23 protein-coding genes are annotated in these 25,162 nt (G+C 67.2%); 9 read left to right on the top strand and 14 right to left on the bottom strand.

Translation table 11 applies throughout. The annotated features are described in order from the left end of the window. The first annotated feature begins 165 nt into the window (after window positions 1-165). Window positions 166-1,476: a replication-associated recombination protein A gene (locus tag QBJ92_RS04075; RefSeq protein ID WP_277968403.1), complete on the top strand. Its 1,311-nt coding sequence runs from the start codon at window positions 166-168 to the stop codon at window positions 1,474-1,476. A 23-nt stretch (window positions 1,477-1,499) separates the two neighbouring features. On the opposite strand, the gene QBJ92_RS04080 is transcribed toward QBJ92_RS04075, so the two are convergent. The 8 genes from QBJ92_RS04080 to QBJ92_RS04115 all read right to left on the bottom strand — a co-directional run bounded on the left by QBJ92_RS04080 (window position 1,500) and on the right by QBJ92_RS04115 (window position 11,661). Next, window positions 1,500-2,618 (bottom strand): alpha/beta hydrolase, encoded by a 1,119-nt coding sequence (locus tag QBJ92_RS04080; RefSeq protein ID WP_277968404.1) that lies wholly within the window; start codon window positions 2,616-2,618, stop codon window positions 1,500-1,502. After that, window positions 2,618-4,597 carry a glycoside hydrolase family 3 protein gene (locus QBJ92_RS04085; RefSeq protein ID WP_277968405.1) on the bottom strand — a complete coding sequence of 660 codons (1,980 nt, stop codon included), beginning with the start codon at window positions 4,595-4,597 and terminating at the stop codon, window positions 2,618-2,620. The genes QBJ92_RS04080 and QBJ92_RS04085 overlap by 1 nt, the downstream gene beginning before the upstream one ends. 23 nt (window positions 4,598-4,620) lie before the next feature. After that, a complete protein-coding gene (locus QBJ92_RS04090; RefSeq protein ID WP_277968406.1) occupies window positions 4,621-7,047 on the bottom strand; it encodes a TonB-dependent receptor in 2,427 nt (808 codons plus the stop codon). Between the two features lie 160 nt (window positions 7,048-7,207). Next, window positions 7,208-7,642 carry a cupin domain-containing protein gene (locus tag QBJ92_RS04095; RefSeq protein WP_277968407.1) on the bottom strand — a complete coding sequence of 145 codons (435 nt, stop codon included), beginning with the start codon at window positions 7,640-7,642 and terminating at the stop codon, window positions 7,208-7,210. Between the two features lie 328 nt (window positions 7,643-7,970). Further along, window positions 7,971-9,350: a PLP-dependent aminotransferase family protein gene (locus tag QBJ92_RS04100; RefSeq protein WP_277968408.1), complete on the bottom strand. Its 1,380-nt coding sequence runs from the start codon at window positions 9,348-9,350 to the stop codon at window positions 7,971-7,973. A 61-nt stretch (window positions 9,351-9,411) separates the two neighbouring features. Continuing rightward, complete coding sequence (locus QBJ92_RS04105; protein WP_277968409.1) at window positions 9,412-9,744, bottom strand: hypothetical protein; 333 nt, start codon at window positions 9,742-9,744, stop codon at window positions 9,412-9,414. After that, complete coding sequence (locus tag QBJ92_RS04110; protein ID WP_277968410.1) at window positions 9,728-10,156, bottom strand: DUF983 domain-containing protein; 429 nt, start codon at window positions 10,154-10,156, stop codon at window positions 9,728-9,730. Before QBJ92_RS04110 ends, QBJ92_RS04105 begins: the two co-directional genes overlap by 17 nt. Window positions 10,157-10,278: 122 nt before the next feature. Next, window positions 10,279-11,661: a PLP-dependent aminotransferase family protein gene (locus QBJ92_RS04115; RefSeq protein WP_277968411.1), complete on the bottom strand. Its 1,383-nt coding sequence runs from the start codon at window positions 11,659-11,661 to the stop codon at window positions 10,279-10,281. Between the two features lie 327 nt (window positions 11,662-11,988). Here QBJ92_RS04115 and QBJ92_RS04120 point away from each other — a divergent pair, with 327 nt between their 5' ends. Genes QBJ92_RS04120 through QBJ92_RS04155 form a run of 8 tightly spaced genes read left to right on the top strand, consistent with a single transcriptional unit; the run spans window position 11,989 to window position 18,521 of the window. Then, entirely contained in the window at window positions 11,989-12,471 is a 483-nt protein-coding gene (locus tag QBJ92_RS04120) for an MSMEG_0572/Sll0783 family nitrogen starvation response protein (RefSeq protein ID WP_277968412.1), read from the top strand. A 2-nt stretch (window positions 12,472-12,473) separates the two neighbouring features. Continuing rightward, the gene (locus QBJ92_RS04125; protein ID WP_277968413.1) at window positions 12,474-13,523 is read left to right on the top strand and encodes a Nit6803 family nitrilase; all 1,050 of its coding nucleotides are present in this window, start codon (window positions 12,474-12,476) and stop codon (window positions 13,521-13,523) included. Continuing rightward, window positions 13,450-14,580, top strand: coding sequence for an MSMEG_0568 family radical SAM protein (locus tag QBJ92_RS04130; RefSeq protein ID WP_277968414.1), 1,131 nt, complete (start codon window positions 13,450-13,452; stop codon window positions 14,578-14,580). Before QBJ92_RS04125 ends, QBJ92_RS04130 begins: the two co-directional genes overlap by 74 nt. After that, complete coding sequence (locus tag QBJ92_RS04135; protein ID WP_277968415.1) at window positions 14,580-15,119, top strand: MSMEG_0567/Sll0786 family nitrogen starvation N-acetyltransferase; 540 nt, start codon at window positions 14,580-14,582, stop codon at window positions 15,117-15,119. Before QBJ92_RS04130 ends, QBJ92_RS04135 begins: the two co-directional genes overlap by 1 nt. Next, window positions 15,116-16,102: a sll0787 family AIR synthase-like protein gene (locus tag QBJ92_RS04140; protein ID WP_277968416.1), complete on the top strand. Its 987-nt coding sequence runs from the start codon at window positions 15,116-15,118 to the stop codon at window positions 16,100-16,102. Before QBJ92_RS04135 ends, QBJ92_RS04140 begins: the two co-directional genes overlap by 4 nt. Continuing rightward, window positions 16,095-16,382 carry an MSMEG_0570 family nitrogen starvation response protein gene (locus tag QBJ92_RS04145; protein WP_277968417.1) on the top strand — a complete coding sequence of 96 codons (288 nt, stop codon included), beginning with the start codon at window positions 16,095-16,097 and terminating at the stop codon, window positions 16,380-16,382. Before QBJ92_RS04140 ends, QBJ92_RS04145 begins: the two co-directional genes overlap by 8 nt. Before the next feature lie 13 nt (window positions 16,383-16,395). Further along, complete coding sequence (locus QBJ92_RS04150) at window positions 16,396-17,679, top strand: MSMEG_0569 family flavin-dependent oxidoreductase (RefSeq protein ID WP_277968418.1); 1,284 nt, start codon at window positions 16,396-16,398, stop codon at window positions 17,677-17,679. Next, on the top strand, window positions 17,676-18,521 hold the full coding sequence (locus tag QBJ92_RS04155; RefSeq protein ID WP_277968419.1) for a Pnap_2097 family protein: 846 nt from the start codon (window positions 17,676-17,678) through the stop codon (window positions 18,519-18,521). The genes QBJ92_RS04150 and QBJ92_RS04155 overlap by 4 nt, the downstream gene beginning before the upstream one ends. 12 nt (window positions 18,522-18,533) lie before the next feature. Here QBJ92_RS04155 and QBJ92_RS04160 read toward each other — a convergent pair whose 3' ends face one another. From QBJ92_RS04160 to QBJ92_RS04185, 6 genes are all read right to left on the bottom strand, one after another. Next, window positions 18,534-20,069, bottom strand: a complete 1,536-nt coding sequence (locus QBJ92_RS04160; protein ID WP_277968420.1) for an OprO/OprP family phosphate-selective porin — start codon at window positions 20,067-20,069, stop codon at window positions 18,534-18,536. A gap of 220 nt (window positions 20,070-20,289) precedes the next feature. Continuing rightward, entirely contained in the window at window positions 20,290-21,081 is a 792-nt protein-coding gene (locus QBJ92_RS04165; RefSeq protein WP_277968421.1) for a molybdate ABC transporter substrate-binding protein, read from the bottom strand. Continuing rightward, window positions 21,078-22,007 carry an SMP-30/gluconolactonase/LRE family protein gene (locus QBJ92_RS04170; protein ID WP_277968479.1) on the bottom strand — a complete coding sequence of 310 codons (930 nt, stop codon included), beginning with the start codon at window positions 22,005-22,007 and terminating at the stop codon, window positions 21,078-21,080. Before QBJ92_RS04170 ends, QBJ92_RS04165 begins: the two co-directional genes overlap by 4 nt. A gap of 275 nt (window positions 22,008-22,282) precedes the next feature. Further along, entirely contained in the window at window positions 22,283-23,101 is an 819-nt protein-coding gene (locus QBJ92_RS04175) for an SDR family NAD(P)-dependent oxidoreductase (RefSeq protein WP_277968422.1), read from the bottom strand. 28 nt (window positions 23,102-23,129) lie between these two features. Next, window positions 23,130-23,690: a carboxymuconolactone decarboxylase family protein gene (locus tag QBJ92_RS04180; RefSeq protein WP_277968423.1), complete on the bottom strand. Its 561-nt coding sequence runs from the start codon at window positions 23,688-23,690 to the stop codon at window positions 23,130-23,132. Further along, a complete protein-coding gene (locus QBJ92_RS04185; RefSeq protein WP_277968424.1) occupies window positions 23,687-25,006 on the bottom strand; it encodes a cation:dicarboxylate symporter family transporter in 1,320 nt (439 codons plus the stop codon). Before QBJ92_RS04185 ends, QBJ92_RS04180 begins: the two co-directional genes overlap by 4 nt. Window positions 25,007-25,162: the final 156 nt, after the last annotated feature.

A 25,162-nucleotide genomic window follows, 5' to 3' on the forward strand; every position in this document is an offset into this window, starting at 1 on the left:
CTTCCACGGTGATACCGCTTCGCCGCGACCGGGCGGCTTCCGCGCCGAACGGTCGCAACCGCCGAAGGGGCACGCGCCTCCCCCCATAGGATGCGGCTCCGTTTCACTGGCAACCAGCCGCAACCTTAGCGGCTGACGCCGTCCTACCCCCGAAGGACGATCTTCATGTCTGAGACTCTTTTCAGCGCCCAAGCCCCATCGCCGCTGGCGGAGCAGCTTCGTCCCCGGCGGATCGCCGACGTCATCGGCCAGGATCATCTGTTGGGGCCGACCGGACCGATCGGCCGGATGATCGCGGCCAGGCGCCTGAGTTCCTTCATTCTGTGGGGCCCGCCCGGGGTCGGAAAAACGACCATCTCCCGGCTCGTCGCCGCCGAGGTGGGGTATCGCTTCCTCCAGCTATCGGCGGTGTCGACCGGCATTTCGGATCTGCGCAAGACCATGTCCGACGCCGCGAACCACCGCGATGCGTCGGGCACGTCGACGGTCGTCTTCGTGGACGAATTGCACCGTTTTTCACGCCCGGTGCAGGATGCGCTGCTGCCCGCGGTCGAGGACGGGACGATCGTGCTGATCGGGGCGACCACGGAGAACCCGAGTTTCAGCCTCGTCGCCGCGCTCCTGTCGCGCGCGAAAGTCTACACGCTCAATCGTCTGGACCAGAACGGGTTGGGCCGCGTCGTCGACCGAGTCGAGGCGCATATCGGGAAGCCGCTCCCGTTGACCGCGGAAGCGCGCGACGCGCTGGTCGAGATGGCCGACGGCGATGCGCGCTATCTGCTCGGCATGTGCGAAGAAATCCTGTCGTCCGGCGACATCGACCAGATGGATACGCCGACGCTCGCCGGATTGGTGCAGCGCCGCGCCCCGCTCTACGATCGCGGACAGGAGGAGCATTTCAATCTCCTGAGCTGTTTCCACAAGAGTTTGCGGGGCAGCGACCCCGACGCCGCGCTCTACTGGGCGACGCGGATGCTGTCCGGCGGCGAGGATCCGACGGTTGTGTTCCGGCGGCTCGCCTGTGCCGCGTCCGAAGACGTCGGCATGGCCGATCCGCAGGCGCTCGTTCAGGTCATCACCGCATGGCAGGCATTCGAGCGGATCGGGCTGCCGGAGGGGCGGCTCTTCATCGCGCAGGCGATCAACTATGTCGCGACCGCGCCGAAATCCAACGCGTCATATCTTGCGTACGACCGTGCCTATGCGCTTGCCAGGTCGACGGGGTCGCTGCCCCCGCCGCGCCGCATTCTCAACGCGCCGACCAAGCTGATGAAGGAACTCGGCTATCACGAGGGCTATCGCTACGATCACGACCATCCCGATGCGTATGCGGGGCAGGACTTCTTCCCCGAAGCGCTGGCGGAGACGAAACCGGTCTTCTACGCGCCGAACGAGCGCGGCTTCGAGCGCGACGTCCGCAAGCGCCTGGAATTCTGGGCGCGGCGCAAACAGCAGGGGAAAGCGGACGAGGCCTGAACCCCGCCCGATCGTCAATCAGGTCAGCGTACCGCGGTGTTCAGCCAATCCGCAATCACCCCGACGATGCGCGCGTTGTTCTTCTCCAGCATCATCAGATGCCCGTTGCCATGGATCCCCCGATCCTCGAGCCGCACCAGATCGACCGGCACCCCGGCCTGCTTCAGGAAGCGAGCGGTGCAATGGTCGTACGGCGCGTGATAGGACGCCTCGCCCACGACGATCATGACCGGGACATGCGCCAGCCGCGGCAAGGTGCGCGGAGTCCCCGTCTGCAGCCAGCACGGGAGCAAGTCCCGCCCCTCGGCGCTGGGTTGCCGCGCAATGCGCAGCTCGGACGGATCGGCGACCGCGGGCGCATAGGTGAGCGTGTCATAGGTCGGGCCCCACGGCCGCGTCATCTTCTCGGGCGTCTTGCCGTCGGCGGAAGCGGGATCATAGAATGGCGGGCCGTTCGGCTCGATCGCGACGACGGCACGCACCAGCTCGGGGACGTCGTCCGCGACCTCCCAGCCGAACGTGCCCGCGCGCGAATGCGTCAGCAGGATCGCCGGCCCGATCTTGTGGAGCAACGCCTCCAGCGCAGCGCGCACGACCGAGTCGATCCGCTCTCCGGGTGCGGTCACGGTCGGTTGTTGCGAGGTGTAGAGCTGCTCGAACACCGGGTCGCCCACGCGCCCCGTGCCCGGCCATTGATCGTGCTTCTTGGTCTGCGGGACCGGCGAGCTGCGCTCCGGCGCGGTGAACAGCCGCTCCATCTGCGCGGCGGGGATCGTGGCGGCGGGGCCGTCGATCGCGGCATGATACGGTGATCGCCCACGCATCGGCTGGTCGACGATATAGACGGCATAGCCGCGCCGCAGCAGCAGGTCCGCCCACCCCTCGCGCCCGTCGGGCGTTCCGGTGAAGGCGGTGCCGTTCTGGTAATTGCCATGCACCAGCACGATCGGCGTCTTCTTGGTGCGCCGCGCGGGGACGCGATATTCCACATACATGCTGTCGACGCGCAGCATCGTCCCGCCCTGTTCCACGTCGCGCCCGCCGACATAGAAGCTCCCCTGCGTGGCGAGCGCGGGCGGCGCCGGACGATCAGGCGCCGCCGCAATCAACAGCGGCAACAGCAATAGGGACAGGCATCGCATCATCGTGGTCCTTCCAGGGGCCGAAGCGGGGTGCCCGACAGCGTCAGGCCGAATCCGATCGGGAATAGCGGGCTCTGGCTGTCATGCGGCACGTCGCCCGCTTGTGCATCCACCGCCGCCTCGGACGATGGGAGTTCGAACGGCAAGCGCCCTTCCGGTGCAACCCGTCCGGTCAGCGCATCCAGCAGCGCGGCGTCGCTCGCGCCGAAATCCGCCACCAGTCCGCCCGCGCGCGACAATAGCGGCGTCAGGATCGCCGGGCGATCCAGATAGACCACCGCGATCGTCGGCACCTTGGCCGCCAGCTCCGTAAAGGTCCGCAGGGCGGGGTCGTCGGCGGCCCAGGACAGTCTGCCCTCATGCTGCTTGGCGCCATAATAATATTGAGTATGTTCGCCGCGCCACGGCGCCGCCATGCGGATCACCGCACGCGCCGCGTCTTCCGGCCGCGCGACCGGAACCAGCCCGTGCGCCACCGCAACGGCGGGATCGACCCCGACGAGATAGACTCGCGTTCCGCTCGCCAGCCGGACGGCATCCGCCTTGAGCACCACCAGCGCGCGCGATTGCGCGCGCAGCCCTTCGGCACGGAAACCCGGCGCACCGACGATTCGCTCGGCCGCGGCGGGATCGACATAGGGGTTTTCGAACAGGCCCATGCGGAACTTGAGCGCGAGCATCCGCCGCACCGAAGCATCGATCCGCGCCAGCGGCAAACGCCCCGCGCGCACCGCAGCGGCGATCGGGCGCGCATCGGTCGTGCCCCCGAACTGGTCCACCCCCGCCGCGATCGCCCGCACGAAGCGGTCCTCGACCGTCACGGACTCCATGCCCCAGGCGGTCGAGAACCCCTCGCGCGTCGGAAGCGTCTTCGCCGGAAAGCCATCCCGACACAGCGGCCCGCAATCCCGCGTCACGCCCCAATCGGACAGCACGAAGCCGCCGAAGCGATACTGCCCGCGCAACAGATCGGTCAGCAGATACGGACTGAACGCCGCCCCGACCGCGGGATGGCGCCCGTCGTTCCGTCCGGCAATCTTGACGATGGCATACGTGGGCATCACCCCCGTCACCCCGGCGGCGAACGCCCCGCGAAACGCGGCGGTGTGCAGCGCCAGCGTGCGATCGCTCAGCGCGGCATAGCGGCCGTACCAGCTATGCCCGTCATATCCCTTTTCCGACGCGCCATAGCCGACCCAATGCTTCACGACGGCGGACACGCCATCCGGCATCAGCCCGTTCGCGCCATGCTGGAAGCCGCGCACATACGCGCCGACCAGCCGCGAGACCCGGTCGGGATCTTCACCAAAGGTGCCGTTGATCCGCGACCAGCGCGGTTCGGTCGCAAGGTCGGCCATCGGCGACAGCGCCTGCTGGATCCCGGCGGCGCGATATTCCTGCCGCGCGATGTCGCCGAACCGCTCGACCAGCGCAGCATCGCCGATCGCGCCGAAGCCGGTGGCCTCGGGCCATTTCGAGAAAGCGACGCCCGCCACGCTCGCCCCGTCCAGCACCTGGAAATGGTTGCGCGGATCGGTGCTGATCGTCAGCGGCACCGCGATCCGCGCGCCCGCGGCGATGCCCTGCAGCGCGTTGTTCTGCTCGGCCAGCGTCCGGCCCGACGCCGCGAGCCGCGTGATCAGGCTGGTCATATGCCCATCCCGGATCAGCGCGGCCGCGGCCACCGGATCATAACCGCGACCATCCGCCGCCAGCGGGGCGGCATCGTGCACCATCGTCCCCGCCTTTTCGTCGAGCGTCATCCGCCCGACGAGATCCGCCGCGCGCGCCGCGGGCGATCGCCGCCAGTCCTCGAACGGCGACAGCCGCCCGTCGCGATCGAGATCGCGAAAGCGCAGGCCGTGCCGCACCAGCACGGGGACGTCGCGTTCCGCCAGCACGGGTTGGCGCTCCCCCGCCGCCGCGGGCGACGGCGCGAGCGACGCCGCGATCCCGACCAGCAGGATCGCGGCGCTCACCCGAGCGCTTGGGGTCCGCCCGATCAGAACCGTGCCCCGAACGTCACCCCGGCATAGCGATCCGCATCCTTGCTGTAATTGGCGATGAGATCGGACGGCGTGGCGGTGGTGGCCAGCAGCGAATTGTGGCTGATGGACGTCAGGTAGTTGGTATCGAACAGGTTCTTGACGAAGACGGTTAGCGAATAGCGCTTGTCCTCGGTCTGCACGCCGACCGCCAGATCGACCAGCGTGTAGGACGGCTGGCCGAGCAGCGGATCCTGCTCGAGCGAGAAGTTCTGCGCGCTCTGGAAGTTGATCGCAGTCTGGACGAAGCCGGTCAGCGAAGTCCCGGGGATCACGTCCTCATAGCGCGGCGTGATGTTGATGCGGTAGCGCGGCGATGCCGGCAGCGTGCCGTTGCGCACGTCCTGCAACGGACCCGACGTCACCGTCGTGCCGCCCACCACCGATCGACGGCGATAGCATTGGTTGACCGGGAAGTTGCCGGTCAGGATCGGAGCCGCTCCCTGGAACTGCAACGCGCAGTTGAGCCCGTCGATATCCGCCGTCGCCTTGGCATAAGTGAACGACGCGTTGACCGTGAAGGCGTCGACCGGGCGCATCACCGCCTCGATCTCGAACCCCTTGCTCTGCGACGAACCCGCATTCGTCGTGACGAACTGGGTGACGCCGGTCGCCGGGTCGGACCGGTTGGCCTGCACCTGCAAGTTGCTGTAATCCGAGAGGAACAGCGCAACGTTCAGGCTGAGCGAGCGATCGCTTGTCTGGCCCTTGAAGCCGATTTCATAGGCGTTGACATATTCGGGCTGGATCGGCGCCTGGTTGGCGAAGTTCGCCGTGATCTCGGTGTCGAAGCCCGGTCCCTTGTACCCGCGCGAATACGATCCGTAGAGCTGCGCGCGGCGGCTGAATTCATACTGCAGCCCGGCCTTCCCCGTAACCGCGGTATCCCGCACGCGCTGGCTGCCCGAGACAGGGCCGCTGCCCGGGAACAGCACTTCCCCGGTCGTCACCGGCGAGACGCGAACGCCGCGCACCGCGACCGTTTCGCGCTGAACGCGCACGCCGCCGAGCAGCTTCAGCCCGCCGACGATGCGATAATCCACCTGGCCGAACGCCGCGATGCTCTCGCCGTCGAGATGCGCGTCGCTGCGGGCCGACTGTACCACCGAGGTTCCCGTACAGGGCTGGCCGATGACGCCCGCCGAACAGGTCGCGCGGCGCCGGGTGAAGTCGCGGTCGATGTTGAGATCGGAATAGAACAGCCCCGCGACGTAGTTGAGGTCATGCTGGCCGCTGGACGACAGCCGCAGCTCCTGCGTGAAGTTGCCGAGCCCGACCCCGCCGCCACCAAGCGGCCAATGCGCATAGGCGAAGCTGGGGCTGACGAAACGCACCGGCTGCGACGGAATGCGATCGACCGACTGGTTCGCGTCGAGCTGATAATCCTGATAGGCCGAGATCGACGTCAGCGTCGCCGCGCCAAGATCCCAATCCGCCTGCAAGGATGCCGTCGTCTGGCGCGAATCGCCGAAGGTCAGCGTCTCGTCGTTGATGCTGCGGTTGCGGCGCGAGGCGACCACGGGGGCGGTCAACTGCGCGATCACCGGGTTTACCGCGCTGATCAGAACCTGCGCGCAGCAATCCGCCTTGGTATCGCGATGATCGACCGTCAGCCGGAAATTGAGGTCGGGGGTCGCATCCCAGTCGAGCTTGCCGCGCAAGCCCCAGCTTTCGGAGCCATTGACCTTCGAGTCCGTCGCATAATTATACGTGATGCCGCCGACGTTGTTGTAAAAGCCGGTCAGGCGGGCCCGCAACGTATCGCTGATCGGGCCGGAAACCGTGCCGCGCGCGCGATATTCCTGATGCTCCGCCACCGTCACGTCGCCGCGCGCGGTCAAGGTAGATGATGGCCGCGCGGTCGTGATGTTGAGGACGCCCGCGGTCGCGTTGCGACCGAACAGCGTACCCTGCGGCCCGCGGAGCACTTCGACGCGTTCCAGATCGGCGAAATCGGCAAAGCCCTGCGCCTGCCGCGCGGCAACCACGCCGTCGACGACCACTGCCACTGCGGATTCGACGCCCTGGCTGAACAACTGCGTGCCGATGCCACGAATCCGGAACGTCGTGTTCGACGGGTTGGTACCCTGCTGGAAAGTGAGCGAGGGGACGGCCTGAACCAGGCTCTGCGTATCGTTGATCTGGCGGCTCTGCAGCGCATCGGCGCTGAGCGCGGTCACCGCGAGCGGAACATCCTGCAAGCGTTCGGAGCGCTTTTGCGCGGTCACGACGATATCGCTGCCCTGGCTTTCCGCCTCTTCTGCCGGTGCGGCGGGCGCAACCTGCTGATCCTGGAGCGGCGCGGTCTCGACAGTTTGCGCCTGCGCGCTCGCAGGCATGGCCAAGGCAAACGCCAACGCGGCCGTTGAAATCCGGTACTTCATTCCAATCCCCTGTTTTATCTGATCGTCTGCGCGGCTGTTACCGGCAGGCGTTACACACCCTGATGTCTTTTATGTTTTCGGTATTCCGGATCTCGTCTTTCGATCGTCCGGGGTCCGGACGAACCGCGACTGTCTCGATCCACAGACAGTCGAATTCTGATTATTTTTCCGGCAGATCGACTTCGATGAACACTGCCGGGGTCGTGCCGCGGTTCAGCAAGGCATGCGCATGCGTGAAGCTCGCGTTGGAAGCCCCCGCGTCCAAGGTGCGCGGCGTATCGTTCCCCGCGACATATTCGGTCAGCGTGCCGCTCAGCACGTAGGATACCGAGGGCCGGTCGACATGCGGATGCATTGGCAAGGCGCCGCCGGGAAGGATGGTGACCTTGCGCATCCGCAGCGTCCTGCCGTGCGTCATTGCGAAGTCTGGCGCCAGCGGCACCGCTGCGGTCTCGACGTTCGAAACCCCCGTCTTTTCTTTGGGCAGCCCTTGCGCGACGACGACGCCGAGCGACACGAAGGAAAGGACGATGACCCAGGCCGCGCCACAGATGGCGAGCCCCCCGCGCATTCCCAAGCCAGGATAAGACCCCACGCGCATACATCCCCCTATCCCGACCGTTTCATAGATGCCGCGATGTTCGCCCGCGCATCGAGACGAGACCCTGTCTCGTCGGTGCGTGGATGGGCTCAAGGATCGTGGGACGGCGATCGGTCTCGCTCGTCACCGCAGTGCTAGCGCTTGATCCACATCTAGATCAAAAACTATATTTTTATAGTTTGCCATGCCGGATCGGCATGGAAGCGCGACGGGCTCGATCGGTTGAATTCGTGGTGGCCTAATCGTTTCAGAGTCGCACGTTCGCGCCCCACCGCGCCTCAAGAAAGGCGCGCTGGTTGTGACGTCCGCGCCCTAACCGCGGTCAGACGAGCGAGATTTTTCGGGGTGCTCCCGGGCCGATCAACGCCCCAAGCAGGTTCAGTCCGCGTTCGAGCCGATCGCGCGCCAGCATGCCACCAATCGACACCCGCAGCGCTGGCCCCGCCGCCGCCCGATCGACCGCGAAGGCATCGCCCGGAATGGCCGAGATGCCGTGCGGCCGAAGCGCTTGCGCAATCGGCGCGGCATCCACGTCCCGCGGCAGCGGCACCCATAGATGATAGCCGTCCGCATGTGCACGAAAACTGTCGTCCGGCAGGCACTTGCCGACCAGCGCCTGCCGCACGCGCGCCTCCGCGCGAACCTCGCCGACCAGCCGCGCGAAGGTATCGTCGCCGGCCCAGCTGGCGACCACCGCCGCATTGAGCGGCGGCGCCATGATCGCCGTCTCGTGCATGTCCGCTGCGAGCCGCCAGGCCTTGGCGATGTCCGGCGCGCGCAGCCACGCCACGCGCAACCCCGGCGAAAGGATCTTCGAGACGCTCGATATATGCCACGTCATCTCCGGGGCGAACGCCGCGATCGGCGGCAACGGCGATTCGGGGAGCAAGCCATAGGCATCGTCCTCGATCACCATCAGCCCGCGACGCTGCGCCACCGCGGCAATCGCCTTGCGCCGATCGAGGCCGATCGTGGCGGTGGTCGGGTTGTCGTTCGTCGGCACCAGATAGACGGCGCGCACGTCTTCGGCGGCACAGGCGGCGTCCAGCGCATCGGGATCGATCCCTTCCGCATCGGCATGGACCGCCAGCAAGCTCACGCCATACCGCCGCGCAAGCGAGAGGAGACCGGGATAGACGAAGCCCGAAACGACCAGCCGGTCCCCCGCCTTCAGCTCGACACTGAAGATCGCGTGCAGCGCATGCTGCCCCCCTGCCGCGACCAGCACCGAATCCTCATGCGCCGCGACCCCGCGTCGCCGGAGAAGATTCGCCCCGGCCTCGCGCACGGGCGGCATGCCACCGCTCTGCTGATATTGCAGCGCGGCGCCGCCGTCGGACGCCAGCAGCGCCCCCGCGGTCTTGCGGAACGCATCCGCAAGCGATCCACCGACGACCAGCGGCGGTGCATTCATCCCTGGATCGTCGTGATCCACGCCACTTGGAGACGGCGCCTGCCGCTTGTCCTTTACAAAGCTGCCACGCCGGCCTTCGCCCTCGATCAGCCCGACGCGCTGCGCTTCTCCATAAGCGCGCGTGACCGTCGTCAGGTCGACGCCAAGCGTTTCGGCCAGCACGCGCTGCGGCGGGAGGCGATCCCCCGCGCTCAAGGTCCCCGCCGCGATGTCGCGGGCCAGCGCCTGCGCGATCGCGAGATACTTCGGCCCGGCGAGCGCCGCGAGATCGGGTTTCCACGTTTGCATGTAAATTTCTTACCCGATTACCCATACAATGACCAGCGACGCGCCCGAAAAACGCGATCCGTCAGTCGCGATGCTGCTGGAACATCTCCTTGCCGGATAGCGCCGCCCGCGCGATCTCGCCAGCATCGTGCGCCGCGAGCGAGTCCCCATGCGCGACCGCTTCCCAGAAGGTTTCGTCGGCATAGCATCGCAGCGCGCGCTCGAGCCGCGCGACCTGTGCGGAAGCGGCGGACACCGCCTGAAGCGCGGCCTGGACTTCGGCGAAATCGTCGCCCCCGCCGCGCCGCACGATTCCGGCGTCGACGTGTCGTCCGCTGCGCTCCAACACGTCGGCCGCGGCCCGTCGCGCTGCGGCGACATGGTCCGTCGCCCGGTGCTCAATCGTCAAAGACATTGTCGTCCTCGCGCCCATCGAGCTTGTTCCACAGCTTCGTCGTCCCCGCCTCGACCGCGCGATTGACGTATTGCGACGCCACCAGCCAGCCCTTGATCGGTCGCAACGGCAACAGGCATCCGATCAGCATGAACGGCAGCGAGACGAACAGGTGAAACCACCACGCCGGCTCATACACCGCCTGGATCCACACCACGGCGAAAATCAGCGGGAAGGCGACGAGGCACAAGGAGAAGAATGCGGGGCCATCGTCCGGCGACGCGAAGCGGTAATCCAGCCCGCAGTTGTCACACGTCTTGGTCACCTTGAGCCATGAATCGAACATGTGCCCCTTGCCGCAACGCGGACACAAGCCCTTCCAGCCGCTTTTCAGGATCCATTCGAACGTGTTCGGCAAAATTTCAGCAGACATATCGGTACCACCACGAATCACTGATCCGTACATAGGTATTTATGTATGGATTGTCGAGGGAATATGCATGCAAATATCGGAAGCGCCGGTTCAGCCAAAACCATCCCGGCGCGCTCCCCGGCTCACCCGAAGTGCGCGCCTTCCTCAACCTCATTCTCGATCACATGCATCAGATAATCGAGCGCGGTGCGCAATTCGGCGCGACTGAGCACGCCGCCCAGCGATATTCGCACGGCCTCGGTCGGCGGCCCCGTCACGGTAAACGCATCGCTGACGACGATGCTGAGGTCGGACGCCCGCATCTTCGCGGCAAACGCCGAGCGCTGCCACGGTTCGGGGAGCGACAGCCAGATGTGGAAGGCATGCGGATCGGTCTGGTGCGCCACGCCCGTGAGCACCTGCGCCGCGATCTTCTGCCGCGCGGCGGTTTCGCGCCGCACCGCCTCCACCACGGTGTTGGCGGTGCCGTCCTCGATCCACAACGTGGAGAGCGCGGTCGTCATCGGCGACGCCATCACGCAGGTAGTGCGTAGATATCCGTTCACCGGCCACAACCGCCGCTGGTCGGGCGCGACGAGATAGGCGATCCGCAACCCCGCACCGACGCATTTCGACAGGCTCGCGACGTAGAAGGTGATGTCGGGCGCCGACGTTACGAACGCGGCGGGCGGGCGGCGCAGCAGCGCGCCATAGGCATCGTCCTCCAGGATCACGACATCATGCGCCCGTGCGACCGCAATCGTGCGCAACCGCCGGTCCTCGGGCATCGTCGCGGTGGTCGGATTGAGCAGCGTCGGGTTGAGGTACAACGCCTTGGGCGCATGGTCGCGGCACAACGCCTCGAACGCATCGGGGTCGATCCCTTGTGCGTCGATCGGCACACCCACCAGCTTCAGCCCCAGCCGCTGCGCGATTGCCCGGATCGGCGGATAGGTCAGCGCTTCGCACAGAAGCGTGTCGCCCGGTTGGGTCAGCGATTGCAGCACCGCCTGGAACGCCACATGCGTCCCCGGACAGATGACCAGCCGCTCGGTCTCGACCACCACCCCGCGCTGCCGCAGGAAATGCGTCGCCGCTTCGCGCTGGACATAGGTGCCGCCGAATCCTTGATAGCGCATCAGCGTCGGCAGATCGTGCGCGACCTTCTGCAGCCCCGCCTGCATCCGATCGAGCAGCGCGCGCTCCTCGGGCTCGGGCGGGACGTTCATCGTCAGATCGACGACGGACGGGCGGGCGGCGACATGCGGCCGTTGCGACTGGCCGGCGATGAAAGTGCCCTGCCCGACGCGCGACGCGACCAGCCCGCGCCGCTGCGCCTCGACATAACCGCGCGCGACGGTCGTGAAATTGAGACCGAGCCGGTCCGCCAGCTCACGCTGCGGCGGCAAGCGATCCCCGACCCGCAAGCCGCCCGTGCGCACGTCGTCGGCGATCGCGTCGGCAATCGCGCGATAGTGCGGCTTCCCGAACGGTTCGAGGTTCGGCGTCCAGTGTTGCGCGGTCATGCATCGCTCCCCGCCCCTGCTTAGGATTGCGCCACCCCTCAGGTCAATCACGCGACCGTCGCAGGCGGCTGGCGATTAAAGCGACCCGGAGCCGAGTGATGCTTTCGCCCTACATTGACTGCATTCGTACGTCGAATGCCCTCTGCCGCATCACCCCTATGCAGCTGACCGCTGCCATGACCACCGGTTCACCGCTTAAACCAAACGACTTACCGTGCATCATCAGGATATTGACCGCATTTTACGGTCTGTAATGAATGCGATCATTGACGCCTAATGCCCCATCCTATTGACTGTGCATATTGCACTGCAACGAAGGAGATTCGCATGCCGACCGTCACCAAGGCGCCACACCAGAAGGGCGATTTCTTCGTCGATTACGAACAGAAGGTGTTCGAGGATGTGAAGGCGGATCCCGGCGAAAAGGCGCTGGTCACCTTCCACACCGTCGCGTTCGAAGGCTCGATCGGGCTGGTCAACATGCTCCAGGCGACCCGCCTGCAGCGCAAGGGCTTCGAAACCAGCGTGCTGCTCTATGGCCCCGGCGTCACGCTCGGCATCCAGCGCGGCTTCCCGACGCTCGGCGACGAGGCGTTCCCCGGCCATATGGCGGTGAACAACCAGATCGAAAAGTTCATGAAGGAAGGCGGCAAGGTCTATGCCTGCCGCTTCGCGCTCCAGGCGCTGTACGGGCATGGCGAACCGTCGCTGATCCCCGGCATCACGCCGATCGCGCCGCAGGATGTGCTCGACATCATGCTGCTGCACCGCAAGGATAACGCCTTCATCCTCGATACCTGGACCCTCTGACGATGGCCGGGTCGATGAACGACCGCCGGATCGTACGAGTCGCCGCCGCGCAGATCGCGCCGGTGCTCGATCGCCCCGGTGGCACGCTGGATCGCGTCCTCGCGGCGATCGACGAGGCGGGGGAAAAGGGCGTGGGCTTCATGGTCTTCCCGGAGACCTTCCTGCCCTATTATCCCTATTTCTCGTTCATCGACCCGCCCTATCGCATCGGCGCCAAGCATCTCGCGCTCTATGACGAAGCCGTGGTCGTCCCCGGCCCGGTCACCCAGGCGCTAGCAAGTGCGGCGCGGCGCCATGCGATGGTGCTGGTCGTCGGCGTCAACGAACGCGACGGCGGCACGCTCTACAATACCCAGCTCGTCTTCGATGCCGATGGCACGCTCGCGCTCAAGCGCCGCAAGATCACGCCGACCTATCATGAGCGGATGATCTGGGGCCAAGGCGATGGCTCGGGCCTGCGCGCGGTGGATACCGCGGTCGGGCGGGTCGGCGCGCTGGCCTGTTGGGAGCATTACAATCCTCTCGCTCGCTATGCGCTGATGGCCGATGGCGAGGAAATCCACGCCAGCCAGTTCCCCGGATCGATGGTCGGCAAGGTCTTTCACGACCAGATCGAGGCCGCCATTCGCCACCATGCCGCGGAAAGCGGCTGCTTCGTGGTCAACGCCACCGGCTGGCTGACCGACGAACAGCGCGCGGCGATCGCACCGGACGAGGCGCATCGTCGCGCGATTTCCGGCGGTTGCCACACCGCGATCGTTTCGCCCGAAGGGCAGAATGTCGTCCCCCCGCTGACCTCCGGCGAGGGGTTGCTGATCGCCGATTGCGACATGGCGCTCGTCACCAAGCGCAAGCGGATGATGGACTCGGTCGGCCATTACGCCCGCCCCGAGCTGCTTTCGCTCCACCTGGACGACCGCCCCAAGCCCGCCATCCACCGCGCAAGTCCTGCCGCCCATTCCGACCGGGAGTTCCCTTATGCCACCGAAACCCAGCACCCTGACGGCATCGATGATCGCCGATCTGCAGTCGCACGGGATTCGGCTGGCTGATCCCAAGGCGGGTGTCGCCAGCCGCCGCGGCGGCGCGGGGCCTTCGGACCACAAGGCGATGACGATCGACGGCATCACCGTGATGGTGCCGGTGCACACCGCCACCGCCTTCGACAGCCCGTTCAAGGCCAGCGCCCCCGCCGCCGATGGCAGCGTCGAGGTGACGTGCGACGGTCGCAGCGTCGGCACGCTCAGCTTCCCGCCCCGCCCGCGCTTCTACGATCTGCAGACCGCGGAGGGCGTTCCCTATTCGCACATCGCGACGCTCCACGGGCGCGACGTGCTCGCCACCACCATCCTCCAGACCTGCATCCGCTATCAAAGCCGGACCAAGACTTGCCAGTTCTGCGCGATCGGCCAGTCGCTCGCGGCCGGGCGCACGGTGGCGCACAAGACGCCGGCGCAGCTTGCCGAAGTCGCGAAGGCAGCGGTGGCCCTCGATGGCGTGCGGCACATGGTGATGACCACCGGCACGCCCAACGCCACCGATCGCGGCGCCGCCGTGTTGTGCGACAGCGCCGCCGCGGTGAAGGCCGCCGTCGCATTGCCGATCCAGGGCCAGTGCGAGCCGCCGAACGACGACGTCTGGTTTACCCGGATGCGCGATGCCGGGATCGACACGCTGGGCATGCATCTGGAAGTGGTGACGCCCGCGCTGCGCCAGCGCATCATGCCGGGCAAGGCGAGCGTCCCGATCGAACGCTATATGACCGCGTTCGAAGCTGCGGTGCCGGTGTTCGGGCGCGGCCAGGTGTCGACCTATATCCTCGCCGGGCTTGGCGATACGCGCGAGACGCTGCTCGACATTTCGGCGCGGTTGATCGCGCTGGGGGTCTATCCGTTCATCGTCCCGTTCGTGCCGATCTCCGGCACGCCGCTCGAGGATCATCCCTCGCCCGATCCCGCCTTCATGGCGTCGGTGCTCCAGCCGCTGGCGCAAATGCTGCGCGATGGCGGGCTGGCGGCGGAATCGGTCAAGGCCGGGTGTGCGCGCTGCGGCGCCTGCTCGGCGCTGTCGACCTTCGAAAAACTGCTCCCGGTGCGGGAAGCCGCGTGATGGACCTCGTCGCCCCCCCGCCCTTCCTCGCCAGCGACTATATCGTGCGCTTCGCCAGCGAACGCTGGGAAGCCGCGGGCGCCGCCGAGCTGCGCCGCCAGGTCTTCTGTACCGAACAGCGCGTGTTCGACCATGACGACCGCGACGCGACCGATGCGGTGGCGACCACGATCGTCGCGCTTTCCACGCTCGCGGGCGGGCCGGACGAAGTGATCGGCACGGTGCGCATCCATCAAAGCGCGCCAGGCATCTGGTGGGGATCGCGGCTCGCCGTCGCACCGGCCTATCGGCGCGTCGGGATCATCGGCCCCGCGCTGATCCGGCTGGCGGTGTCGAGCGCGCATGCGATGGGGTGCGTCCGCTTCTTCGCGCACGTCCAGTCGCCCAACGAGCTGCTGTTCCGCCGCCTCCACTGGGCGAAGATCGAGCAGCTCGCGCTGCACGGCCGCGAGCATCTGCTGATGCAGGCCGATCTCGCCTATTATCCCCCGATCGCCGACGGCACGATCGGCTTCCACGCCGCGCGGCGGGCGGCGTGAGCGAAGCGGCGCGCCTCGCCACGCTGATCCGCGAGAGCCGCGGCGTCGCGCATAAATGCGATATTGCGCCGGTCATCGCGCAGCTCGGCATCGGCGCCGGCGATGCGGTTCCGGTCGGCGATGATACCGCGGTGATCCCGCACCCGAACGGCGGCAACCTGTTGTTCGCGATCGAGGGTTTCGTTGCCGATTTCGTCGCCGCCGATCCGTGGTTCGCCGGTTATTGCGGGGTGATGGTCAACCTCAGCGACGTCGCCGCGATGGGCGGTCGCGCGATCGCCGTCGTCGATGCGCTGTGGAGCGCGGGCGAGGAACAGGCCGCCGAGATCCTGGCGGGGATGCGCGAAGCCGCCGCGCGCTACGGCGTACCGATCGTCGGCGGGCATACCAACCTCAAGGCGACCGCGCCGCAACTCGCCGTCGCCGTGCTGGGCGAGGCGGAACATCCGGTCACCAGCTTCGCGGCCCGCCCCGGAGACGCGCTGATCGTCGTCACCGATCTGCGCGGCCGGTTCCGCGATCCGTTTCCGTGGTGGGATGCCAGCACCGGCACCGCCGACGCCGCCCGGCTGCGCGCCGATCTCGCGCTGCTGCCCGCGCTCGCCGCCGAGGGGCTGCTGCGCGCGGGCAAGGACATCAGCATGGCCGGCGTCGTCGGCACCGCGATGATGCTGGCGGAGACGTCCGGCGTCGGTGTCGAGATCGACCTCGATCGCCTGCCCCGCCCCGATAGCGTCGCGATCGATCGCTGGCTGACCGCCTTCCCGAGCTTCGGCTTCGTGCTCGCGGTCGCACCGGAGAACACCGACGCCGTGCTCGCCCGCTTCGCCGCGCGCGACATCGCCGCCGCCATCGCCGGGACCGTCATTGACGAACGCCGCGCCAATATCGTCACGGGCGGCGGGAGCGCCACCGTGTGGGATTTCGCCACCCCTTTCATCGGCGGTCCCGCCACCGCATCGGAGACCTTGGTCCATGCCTGAAATGCGCTTCGTCGTCCGCTGGCCGGATGGCCACCGCGAACGCTGCTACTCGCCCTCGACCATCATCGCCGAACGGCTGACGGCGGGAATCGACTATCCGCTCGCCGATTTCGTGCGTGACGCCACCGCCGCGCTCGAGGAAGCCAGCGATCGGGTACGCGCCCGCTACGGCATGGGCTGCGGCCACGCGATGCAGCAGTCGCAACAGATCACCAATACCGCACGCCGCTTCGCCGATCGCGCGGACGCCGTGGTCCACATCGAACGCTTCGAATCCTGAGGAGGACCCTGCCATGACCGATACGCCCGTCCCGCGTACCCATGTTTCCGTGCTGTTCGTCGGTGGTGGCCAGGGCGGCTTGTCGCTCAGCCATCTGCTCCAGCAAGAGGGGATCGACCATGTCGTGCTGGAAAAGAACCGGATCGGGCACAGCTGGCGCGACGAGCGCTGGGACAGTTTCTGCCTGGTCACGCCCAACCACCACTGCCGCCTGCCCGGCTATGACTATGGCGCCGATCATGGCGGCACCGATCCGCACGGCTTCATGGTCAAGGACGAGATCGTCGCCTTTATCGAAGGCTATGCGAAGAAGGTGAAGCCACCGATCCGCGAAGGCGTGGCGGTCACCCGCATCGTGCAGGAGGGTGCGGGCTATCTGGTCGAGACCACCGACGGCGTCTACACCGCGGACCGCGTCGTCATCGCGATCAGCGGCTATCACGTGCCGATCGTCCCGCGGGTCGGCCAGGGCATGCCCGCCGGCGTGACGCAGATCCAGTCGCTCGATTACCGCAATCCCGATGCCCTCCCCGATGGGGCCGTATTGGTGGTCGGCTCCGGCCAGTCGGGGTGCCAGATCGCCGAGGATCTCCACCTCGCCGGGCGGCAGGTCCATCTCGCGGTCGGCGATGCGCCGCGCGCGCCGCGCCAGTATCGCGGCAAGGATTCGACCGAATGGCTCGAGGAGATGGGGCATTACGACCTGCCGATCGACGACCATCCGATGAGCGAAAAGGTCCGCCAGAACGAGAACCACTATCTCACCGGCCGCGACGGCGGGCGCGAAATCGATCTGCGGCTGTTCGCGACGCAGGGGATGAAGCTGTACGGCATGCTCGCCGGGGTCGACCAGGGCGTCGTCCGGTTCCAACCAGACCTGTCGGAGCATCTCGACCGGGCGGACGCGACGTTCAACCGAATCCGCGCGACCATCGACGGCTATATCGCGCGCGAGGGCATCGATGCACCGTCCGCCGATCCCTACGTGCCGTGCTGGTCGCCGCCCGAAGAACCGCTGTCGCTCGATCTGGCGGCGGAAGGGATCGGCAGCGTGGTCTGGTGCACCGGCTTCCGCATGGACTTCTCGTTCATCGAGGCGCCGGTGTTCGATGCGCGCGGCTATCCCGATCATCATCGCGGCGTCTCGGCGCACCCCGGGCTGTATTTCATCGGCTTGCCGTGGCTCAACACCTGGGGATCGGGCCGCTTCCACGCGGTGGCACGCGACGCCGCGCACATCGTCGACCACATCGCCGCATCGCTCGCCCCGGCGCAGCGGATGGTTGCGGCGGGATGATCGCCAGCGCCGCCGCCAACCTTGTCGCCACGCAGGAGTCGCTGCGCATCGGCATGCCCGAGCTCTGCCGGGCGGGGCTGTCGGAAGGCTGGATGTGGAAGGCGGCGGGGCACCGTCACTGGCTGGCGCTGGCGGAAGCGCATGGCCTGGACCGCCCCGACTTCCGCGATGCGACCGGCGCGCGCCTCTACGCCGCCTTTACCGGGGTCGCGCTGGAAGACGGGCGGCTCGACCAGGTCGCGGAACACGATCAGCTCGCGTTCGCCGTCACCCTGTCGCGCACCGGCCGCAGCCGTTTCCGCAGCACCGTCACGCTCTCGGTCGAGGACGAGACGGTCGCGCGGCTGACGCTCGACAGCGCGTTCGTCGGCAGAAGGGAAGCCGGCCGCAATCGATCCGCGACTCGCGGGCTGGTCGCGCGGCCATGCCGCCTGTTGCCACCCGCCGACCCTGCGCCACCGTTCCGCGCGCAGGGGTGGGAGCACCACGGTCCGTTCCGCCGCGCGGACCGCAAAGACCTGGCCCGACTGACGCTCGACCCCAACCCGCACGAGGATTTCAACGGCGCGGATTTCCTTTATTTCGCCGCCTTCCCCGCGCTCATCGATCGCGCGGAATGGGCGTGGTTCCGACGGCTGGATCCGCCGCTCACCACGCACGCCCGGCGGATCGCCTATCTCGGCAACATCGAACTGGGGGACCGCGTCACCGCCGTCCTCTGCGGCGTGCACGCGGTCGACGCTGCGGTTTCGCACTGGATCGAATTGCGCCGGGAAGACGACAGCCTGATCGCCATCGCCTTCACCGATCGCCTGCCCGCGCAACGGGCTGCCGCCGGTTAGGCGCCAGCGCGATCAGAACTGGACTTGCAGCCCCAGGTTCACCGTCTGCCCCGAATCGATGCTGCCGGGCGCGTCGCCGGGATTGGCGATGTGCCAGTCGGTCACGTCGAGCAGGACGCGCGTGATCTTGTTGATGTACCAGGTGCCACCGATCGTGGTCGATCGCCCCAGCCCGCCCAGCGGCAGTCCGCGATAGTCGACCTCCTGGTACCGCGCCCGCAACGCGACCGCGCCCCAACCGCCCGTCGTCACCGGATCCTCGATCCGCGCGCGCGCCCAGGTGCCCCGCCGCGCGTCATAGGGCGAGGTCGTCCCGAACACGAACCACCCGGCGGATAGGCTGAAGGCATCGTGCGAAAGATCGGTGCCGCCGGCGCGGTGCAAGGTCCGGCGCCCCCATTCGTTATGCGTCCAGAAACGCCCCGTGATCACCGCCAGCTCGGCGCCGTAACCGGTGTCGCTGTCCACCCCCGTGACCGGCCCCGGCTGCGCGCGGACCAGCGTGTTGAACCCGCCCGCGATCGCACTCGCCCGAACCAGCGATCCGGTTTCGCCCCCCAACCGCTCGTGGAAGCCCCAGCCGCCGAGATGCACGGTCAGCCCCTTCGACTTGATCGGGTTCCAGTGCATCCGCGACACGACGGTCAAACCGTCGTCGCCATCGCCGATGTTGTTGGGGTCCTCGCCCGTCACCTGTACCGACGCATGCCAGTTCGGGCCGTAGAGCCGTTCCTGCAAGCCAACGCCCCAGAACCCGCGCCGCGGCAGGATCGTCGCCGCGACCGTATTGAAATCGGTGAACGGCGTCGTGCCGAGCCCGACCGATCCGTCCATCGTCCGGTCGTTGAAGCGGTTGCCAATCGACCCGTCCGCCTCGAGCCCGAGCAGATGGTGGCGGATGTTGACGAACGCCGATTTCCACACGACCTGATTTTCGGCGAACTCGCCTTCCAGCGCCCAGGACACGTTGCCGACCGCGCCCTCCATCCCCAATCGCGCCGACCCCAGGGTGGTGCCGGTGATGTTCCGCCCCGCAAACGCGCCGGTGGTGGTGGAAGCATCGAGGAACAGCCGCCCGCGCGGCCGGAACCACCAATGGCCGTCGACCGAATTCACCCGCGGCAGGCCGTTCACGAACACGACGCCCGCCTTCTCGCCATTGCCGGTTGCAGGCGGTGGGGACGCTTCCGAATCGGTGAGCCGCTGCACGATGCGGACGACCGGCGGACGCGCCACCCGCTCTGGAATGTCCGCGACCGCAACCGGCGGCACGCGCGCGGCGACGGGCGGGACCACGGGCGCCGCGACTTGGGGGGCGACCGGCGCAACCGGCTGCGCGATAGCCGGCGCCGGGGCGATCGCCAGCCGCGCTTCCATCGTGCGCAATCGCGCCTCCAGCTGGTCGATCCGCCGCTGTTGCGCCTGGATCAGGACTTGCGGATCGGTGGACGCCGGAGGGGCAGCGGTTTGGGCCTGCGCACCGGTACCGGCCAGCACCGCGCACGCGCCAAGGCCGACCGCGGATCGGCGGACGAGAATGTTCAGCATAAGCTCTTTCCATCAGTGCGGCGACGTGCCGCAGAAGCGCGGGGGCAGATCGCGCCCCCGCCGCGCCGTCATCCGGCGGATGCCCGGCGGGCGAAGAGGACGACCGCGGTCACCATCGCCGCGTCCCCCGCGGATACGCCCCGCCGTGTCGCTGCATAATCGCAGCGCATCGGCGGCGGCGGATCCGGGTCATCATCGTTTCCGTCCGTAAGACCGTCGCTCAGCGCCGCTTGGTCGGCCGCACCGGATCGAGCCCGCTCGCTTCGATCAGCGGACGCGCCTCGGCGCTCGCCAGATAGGCGAGGAACCCGCGCGCTGCCTTCGCATTGCGGCTGTCCTTGCTCACCATCCCGGCAAAGCGGCTGACCTTCTGGATCCCGGCGGGAAGCGGCCCGAGAAAGTCGACGCCGGGCGTGACCTTCAGCTCGCTGACCTGCTGCATCCCGATATCGGCCTCACCCCGCGCAAGCACCGTACCGACCAGCTCGCGCCCCTCGGCAACCACCGTCTTGGCGGCAATCTGGTCGGCGATCCCCAGCTTCGGCAGCATGGTCGTCTTGATGTAGACGCCGCTCGCGCCTTGCGAATAGGCCACCCGCTTGGCGGACAGCAGCGCCTGGCGCACGGCGGCTTCGGTCGAAACGTCGGGGTGCGGTTGTCCCTTGGGCACCGCGATCCCGATCTGCGACAGCGCGATGACCTTGCGGCTCGTCGGATCGAACACGCCGCTCTTCGCCACGGCATCCAGCGTTTCTTCGGTGCCGATCGTCACGTCCATCGGCTCGCGGTTGCGGATCCGCTCCGGGATCGCTTCGGGCGAGGTGCCGAACGACGGCCCCCAGGCGATCACCAGCGTGTTGCCGGTCTTCTTTTCATACGCAGGCTTGAGCGTCTTCATCGCGCCCTGCAGCGCGCCGGTGGCGATCACGTGCACGTCCTCGGCGGCCGCTGCGCCCGAAACCCCGAGCCCAGCCGTCGCCATCGTCATCGCGATGATCCGTTTGATCGTCATTGATACTCTCCTTCGAAAGGGGCCCATTGCGCCCCCATGGTGTTGACGTAGAGCGCGTAGAGCGAGCCGGTGGCGGCCATGAACAGGCGGTTCCCCTGCGGGCCGCCGAAGCACAGGTTCGCGCAGCGTTCGGGTAAGTCGATGTGGCCGATCGCGGTGCCGTCCGGCGCAAAGATGCGCACCCCGTCCAGCCCCGCGCCGCCGCCCCAGCCGCACCACAGGTTGCCGTCGGCATCGATCCGCAGCCCGTCGGGGCGCCCTTCCCCGGCGTCGATCAGGACACGACGGTCGGACAAAGCACCGTCGACCCCGACGGCATAAGCGACGATACGGCACGGCCGCGCGCGCGATTCGACGAGGTACAGCGTCGTGCCGTCGGGCGAGAACGCCAGGCCGTTCGGCCCTTCCAGGTCCTCCGCCATGCAAACGAGACGTCCCGCGACATCGCGGCGATAGACGTTGGCGGTCAGCGCTGCCGCCCCGCGCCGCCCCATATAGTCGCTGGCCAGCCCGAACGGCGGATCGGTGAACCAGACCGCATCGTCGGCGGCGACCACCACGTCATTGGGTGAATTGAGCCGTTCGCCGGCAAAGGCGTCGGCCAGCACGGTGATGCGGCCGTCATATTCGGTGCGCGTGACACGGCGCGCGCCATGTTCGCACGCGATCAGCCGCCCCTGCCGGTCGCGGGTCAGGCCGTTCGCCTTTCCGGCGGGCTGGCGGAACGTCGTCAGCGCGCCCGTCACCGCATCCCAGCGCAGGATGCGATCCTCGGGCAGATCGGTCAGCAGCAGGAACTGACTATCGCCGAACCACACCGGCCCCTCCGCCCAGCGCATCCCGCCCCCCAGCCGCTCCAGCCGGGCATGCGGCAGGCGATAGCGTTCGAACCGCGGATCGAGCACGCGCACGGCAGGATCGGGCACGCGCAAGGACGGTGTCCAGCGAAAGGCAGCGGGCGCCTCCATCACGCGTAAAGCCGCTGCGCGTGGTCGACCAGCACCGCCTGTGCCGCCGCCGCGCGCTCGCAAACCGCGCGGATGAAGCGCAGCAACGCAGCCCTCGCCGGAATGGCACGATCGGTCATCATGGGATCTTTCGCACGGCAATCCGGCGACCCGCCGATGCCGATTCCGCGACCAGACTCACCGCGTTCACGCGGCGGCGGTTGACGGGAAAGGGCATCGGCGGGCGCATCGGCTTAGTCGCAGCGTGCGGTCATGCCGCCATCGACCACGATTTCGGTGCCGGTGACGAAGCGCGCCTCGTCGCTCGCGAGATACAGCGCGGCATAAGCGGTATCGCGGCCATCGCCCATGAAGCCGAGCGGGATCCGCTTCAACCGGCTGTCGAGCAACGCATCGATATTCCCGCCGGTCCGCTGCCCGGCCAGCCGCGCCTCCACCATCGGGGTGTGAAGCTGGCCCGGCACTACGGTGTTCACGCGGATACCGCGCGGCGCATATTCCACCGCCGTCACCCGGCCAAGCTGGATCACCGCCGCCTTGGTCGCGGCGTAAGCGACCTGCGGCGATCCGGTGAAGCGGATTCCCGAGGTCGACGCGGTGTTGACGATCGCGCCGCCCCCGGCCTTTTCCATTTCCGGGATGGCATGCTTGCAGGTCAGGAACACGCTTTTCAGGTTGAGGTCGATCTGCGCGTTCCACTTGTCCTCGGACAGCGCGACCGCGCCACCCGCGGCGCTGCCGCCGACGTTGTTCACGAGGATGTCGACGCGGCCATAAGCCGCGACGCACGCCGCAACCATCGCTTCGACCGCGTCATTGGCGGTCACGTCGCAGGCATGCGCGGTCACGTCGCCGCCATGCGCGCGGATGCGCGACAGCGTCTCGTCCATCGCGGACATATCGCGATCGACCGCGAACACCTTGGCGCCCGCGCGCGCGAACAGGACCGCGACGGCGCGGCCATTGCCCCAGCCGGGGCCGACGCACCCGGCGCCGGTGATGATGGCGACCTTGCCGCGCAGACGATCGCTGGCAGGGAGTTCTTCGGACATGGGCGTTCCTTGTGCGTGCAATGCCATTTCAGGCGAGGGTCGTGGGAAGTTCAGGGGCGACGCCAACGGGGGGCGGCACGTCGAACACTTTGATGGTCATCGAAATCAGCGTGTAATATCCGGCGATTCCGACCAGATCGACGAGCATGGTTTCCCCCAGCGTCGCGGCGAGCGCCTGGTAGAGCTCATCCGGAATACCGCGTTCGGCATGCAGCGTGCGGACGAAGCGATGGACGAGGCGCTCGTCCTCGCTCTCGAACGGCGGATCGCGTCCGTCGCGGATCGCATCGATCACCGCTTCGCTCAGCCCGGCTTCCAGCGCGAACGGCTTGTGCGCGGCCCACTCGTACTCGGCGAGCCAGTGCCGCCCCATCGACAGGATCACCAGCTCGGACAGCCGCGCCGGGACGCTGCTGTCATAGCGGCAATATTGCCCCAGCGCCTGCGCGGCCTGCGCCAGTTCGGGCCGGTGGAGCCAGATCGCGAGCGGACCCCGCACGCCCTTGCGCGGGCCGGTGGCGATGGCATCGAACACGGGGCGCTGCGCATCGGTCAGCGTCTCGGGGGTAACGGGCGGAAGGCGGTTCATGCAGGACCTTTGGTTGGACTAGGGAGTGTTGAAGGGGTGGCGCGCGCGATCGGCACGGCGGGGCCGCGCACCCAGCTGCGACCCGGCTGCTGCCCGGTCTCGCGGGCAAAGGCATCGGGATCGAACCCGCCTTCCCAGCGCGCGATGAAGAACACCGCGATCGTATTGCCGACGATGTTGGTAAGCGCGGTGGCGGTCGCCATGATCCGGTCGATCCCGAACAACAGGCCCAGCCCACTCAGTGGGAGCGATCGCACCGATTGCAACGTCGCCGCCAGCTTGATGAACGCCCCGCCCGCGACGGTCGTGCCGCCCTTGGACGTCAGCGCCAGGATCGCTAGCAACCCCATCTGTTGCCACAGCGAGAAAGGCGTATCGGTCGCCTGCGCGATGAAGCCGATCGCGACCGCCATGTAGATCGAGGTGCCATCCAGATTGAAGCTATATCCGGCGGGAAGCACGAACCCGACGACGACATCGTCGCAGCCACTGCGCTTCAATTTCTCGAGCAGCCGGGGAAAGGCGACTTCGCCCGATGCGGTGCCGAAAACCAGCAGCATTTCGTCGCTAATCAGGCGCAAAACCGCCAGAAACGGTAGGCCAATCGACCACGAAATGGTCCAAAACACGACAAAAACGAACACGGCTGACGCAAGATAATAAACGCCGATCAGCTTGAGCAGATATAGGAGCGTTGCCCCGCCATAGCTACCCACCGCCGCCGCCATCGCGCCAAATGCGCCGAGCGGAGCGAGCTTCATCAAGAAGCCGAGCATCTTGAACAGGACCGCCTGCGCTTCCTCAATCCCGCGCACCGTCAACGAGTTAGGCCCGCACACCCGGTTGATCGCGACCCCGGCGAGGATCGAAACGAGCAAAACCTGGAGGATATCGCCGGTGGCAAACGCCCCGACGAGCGTATTCGGAATGATATGCAGGAAGAAATCGGTAACGTTCACCTTCCCCGCCGCCACCGCCGCGTCGGGCTCGACCAGATTGGTGGCATGCAAACCGACGCCGGGCTGCAGCAGATTGACCGCCACCAGTCCGACGACCATCGCCAGGGTGCTGACCACTTCGAAATAAACCAGCGATTTGATGCCCATACGGCCAAGCGCGCGCATGTCGGAAACATGGGTCAACCCATGCACCAGCGTCAGGAAAATGATCGGGGCGAGCATCATCTTGAGAAGGGCGATAAAAGCCTGACCGAGCGGGCGGAAAGCAACCGCCCACTCCGGCGCAACAATCCCCAGCACGACCGCCGCAACCAGGGCGATCAATACTTGAATGTGCAGCTCTTTCAGGTGTTTCAAGACTGTCCTCTCCGACCGACACGCCAGTCTGCCGCAGGCTCTTGGCGGCTGCGTACAAGCGATCGGCCCTTCTCCACACAAGGCCTTGGCCTGACGTGTCCGGAGGTCCTAGGCGGGATCGATATCTAGATCAAAAACCGTTTCGATATGCCATCC

Source organism: Sphingomonas echinoides (genome assembly GCF_029623395.1).
Taxonomy (GTDB): domain Bacteria; phylum Pseudomonadota; class Alphaproteobacteria; order Sphingomonadales; family Sphingomonadaceae; genus Sphingomonas; species Sphingomonas echinoides_A.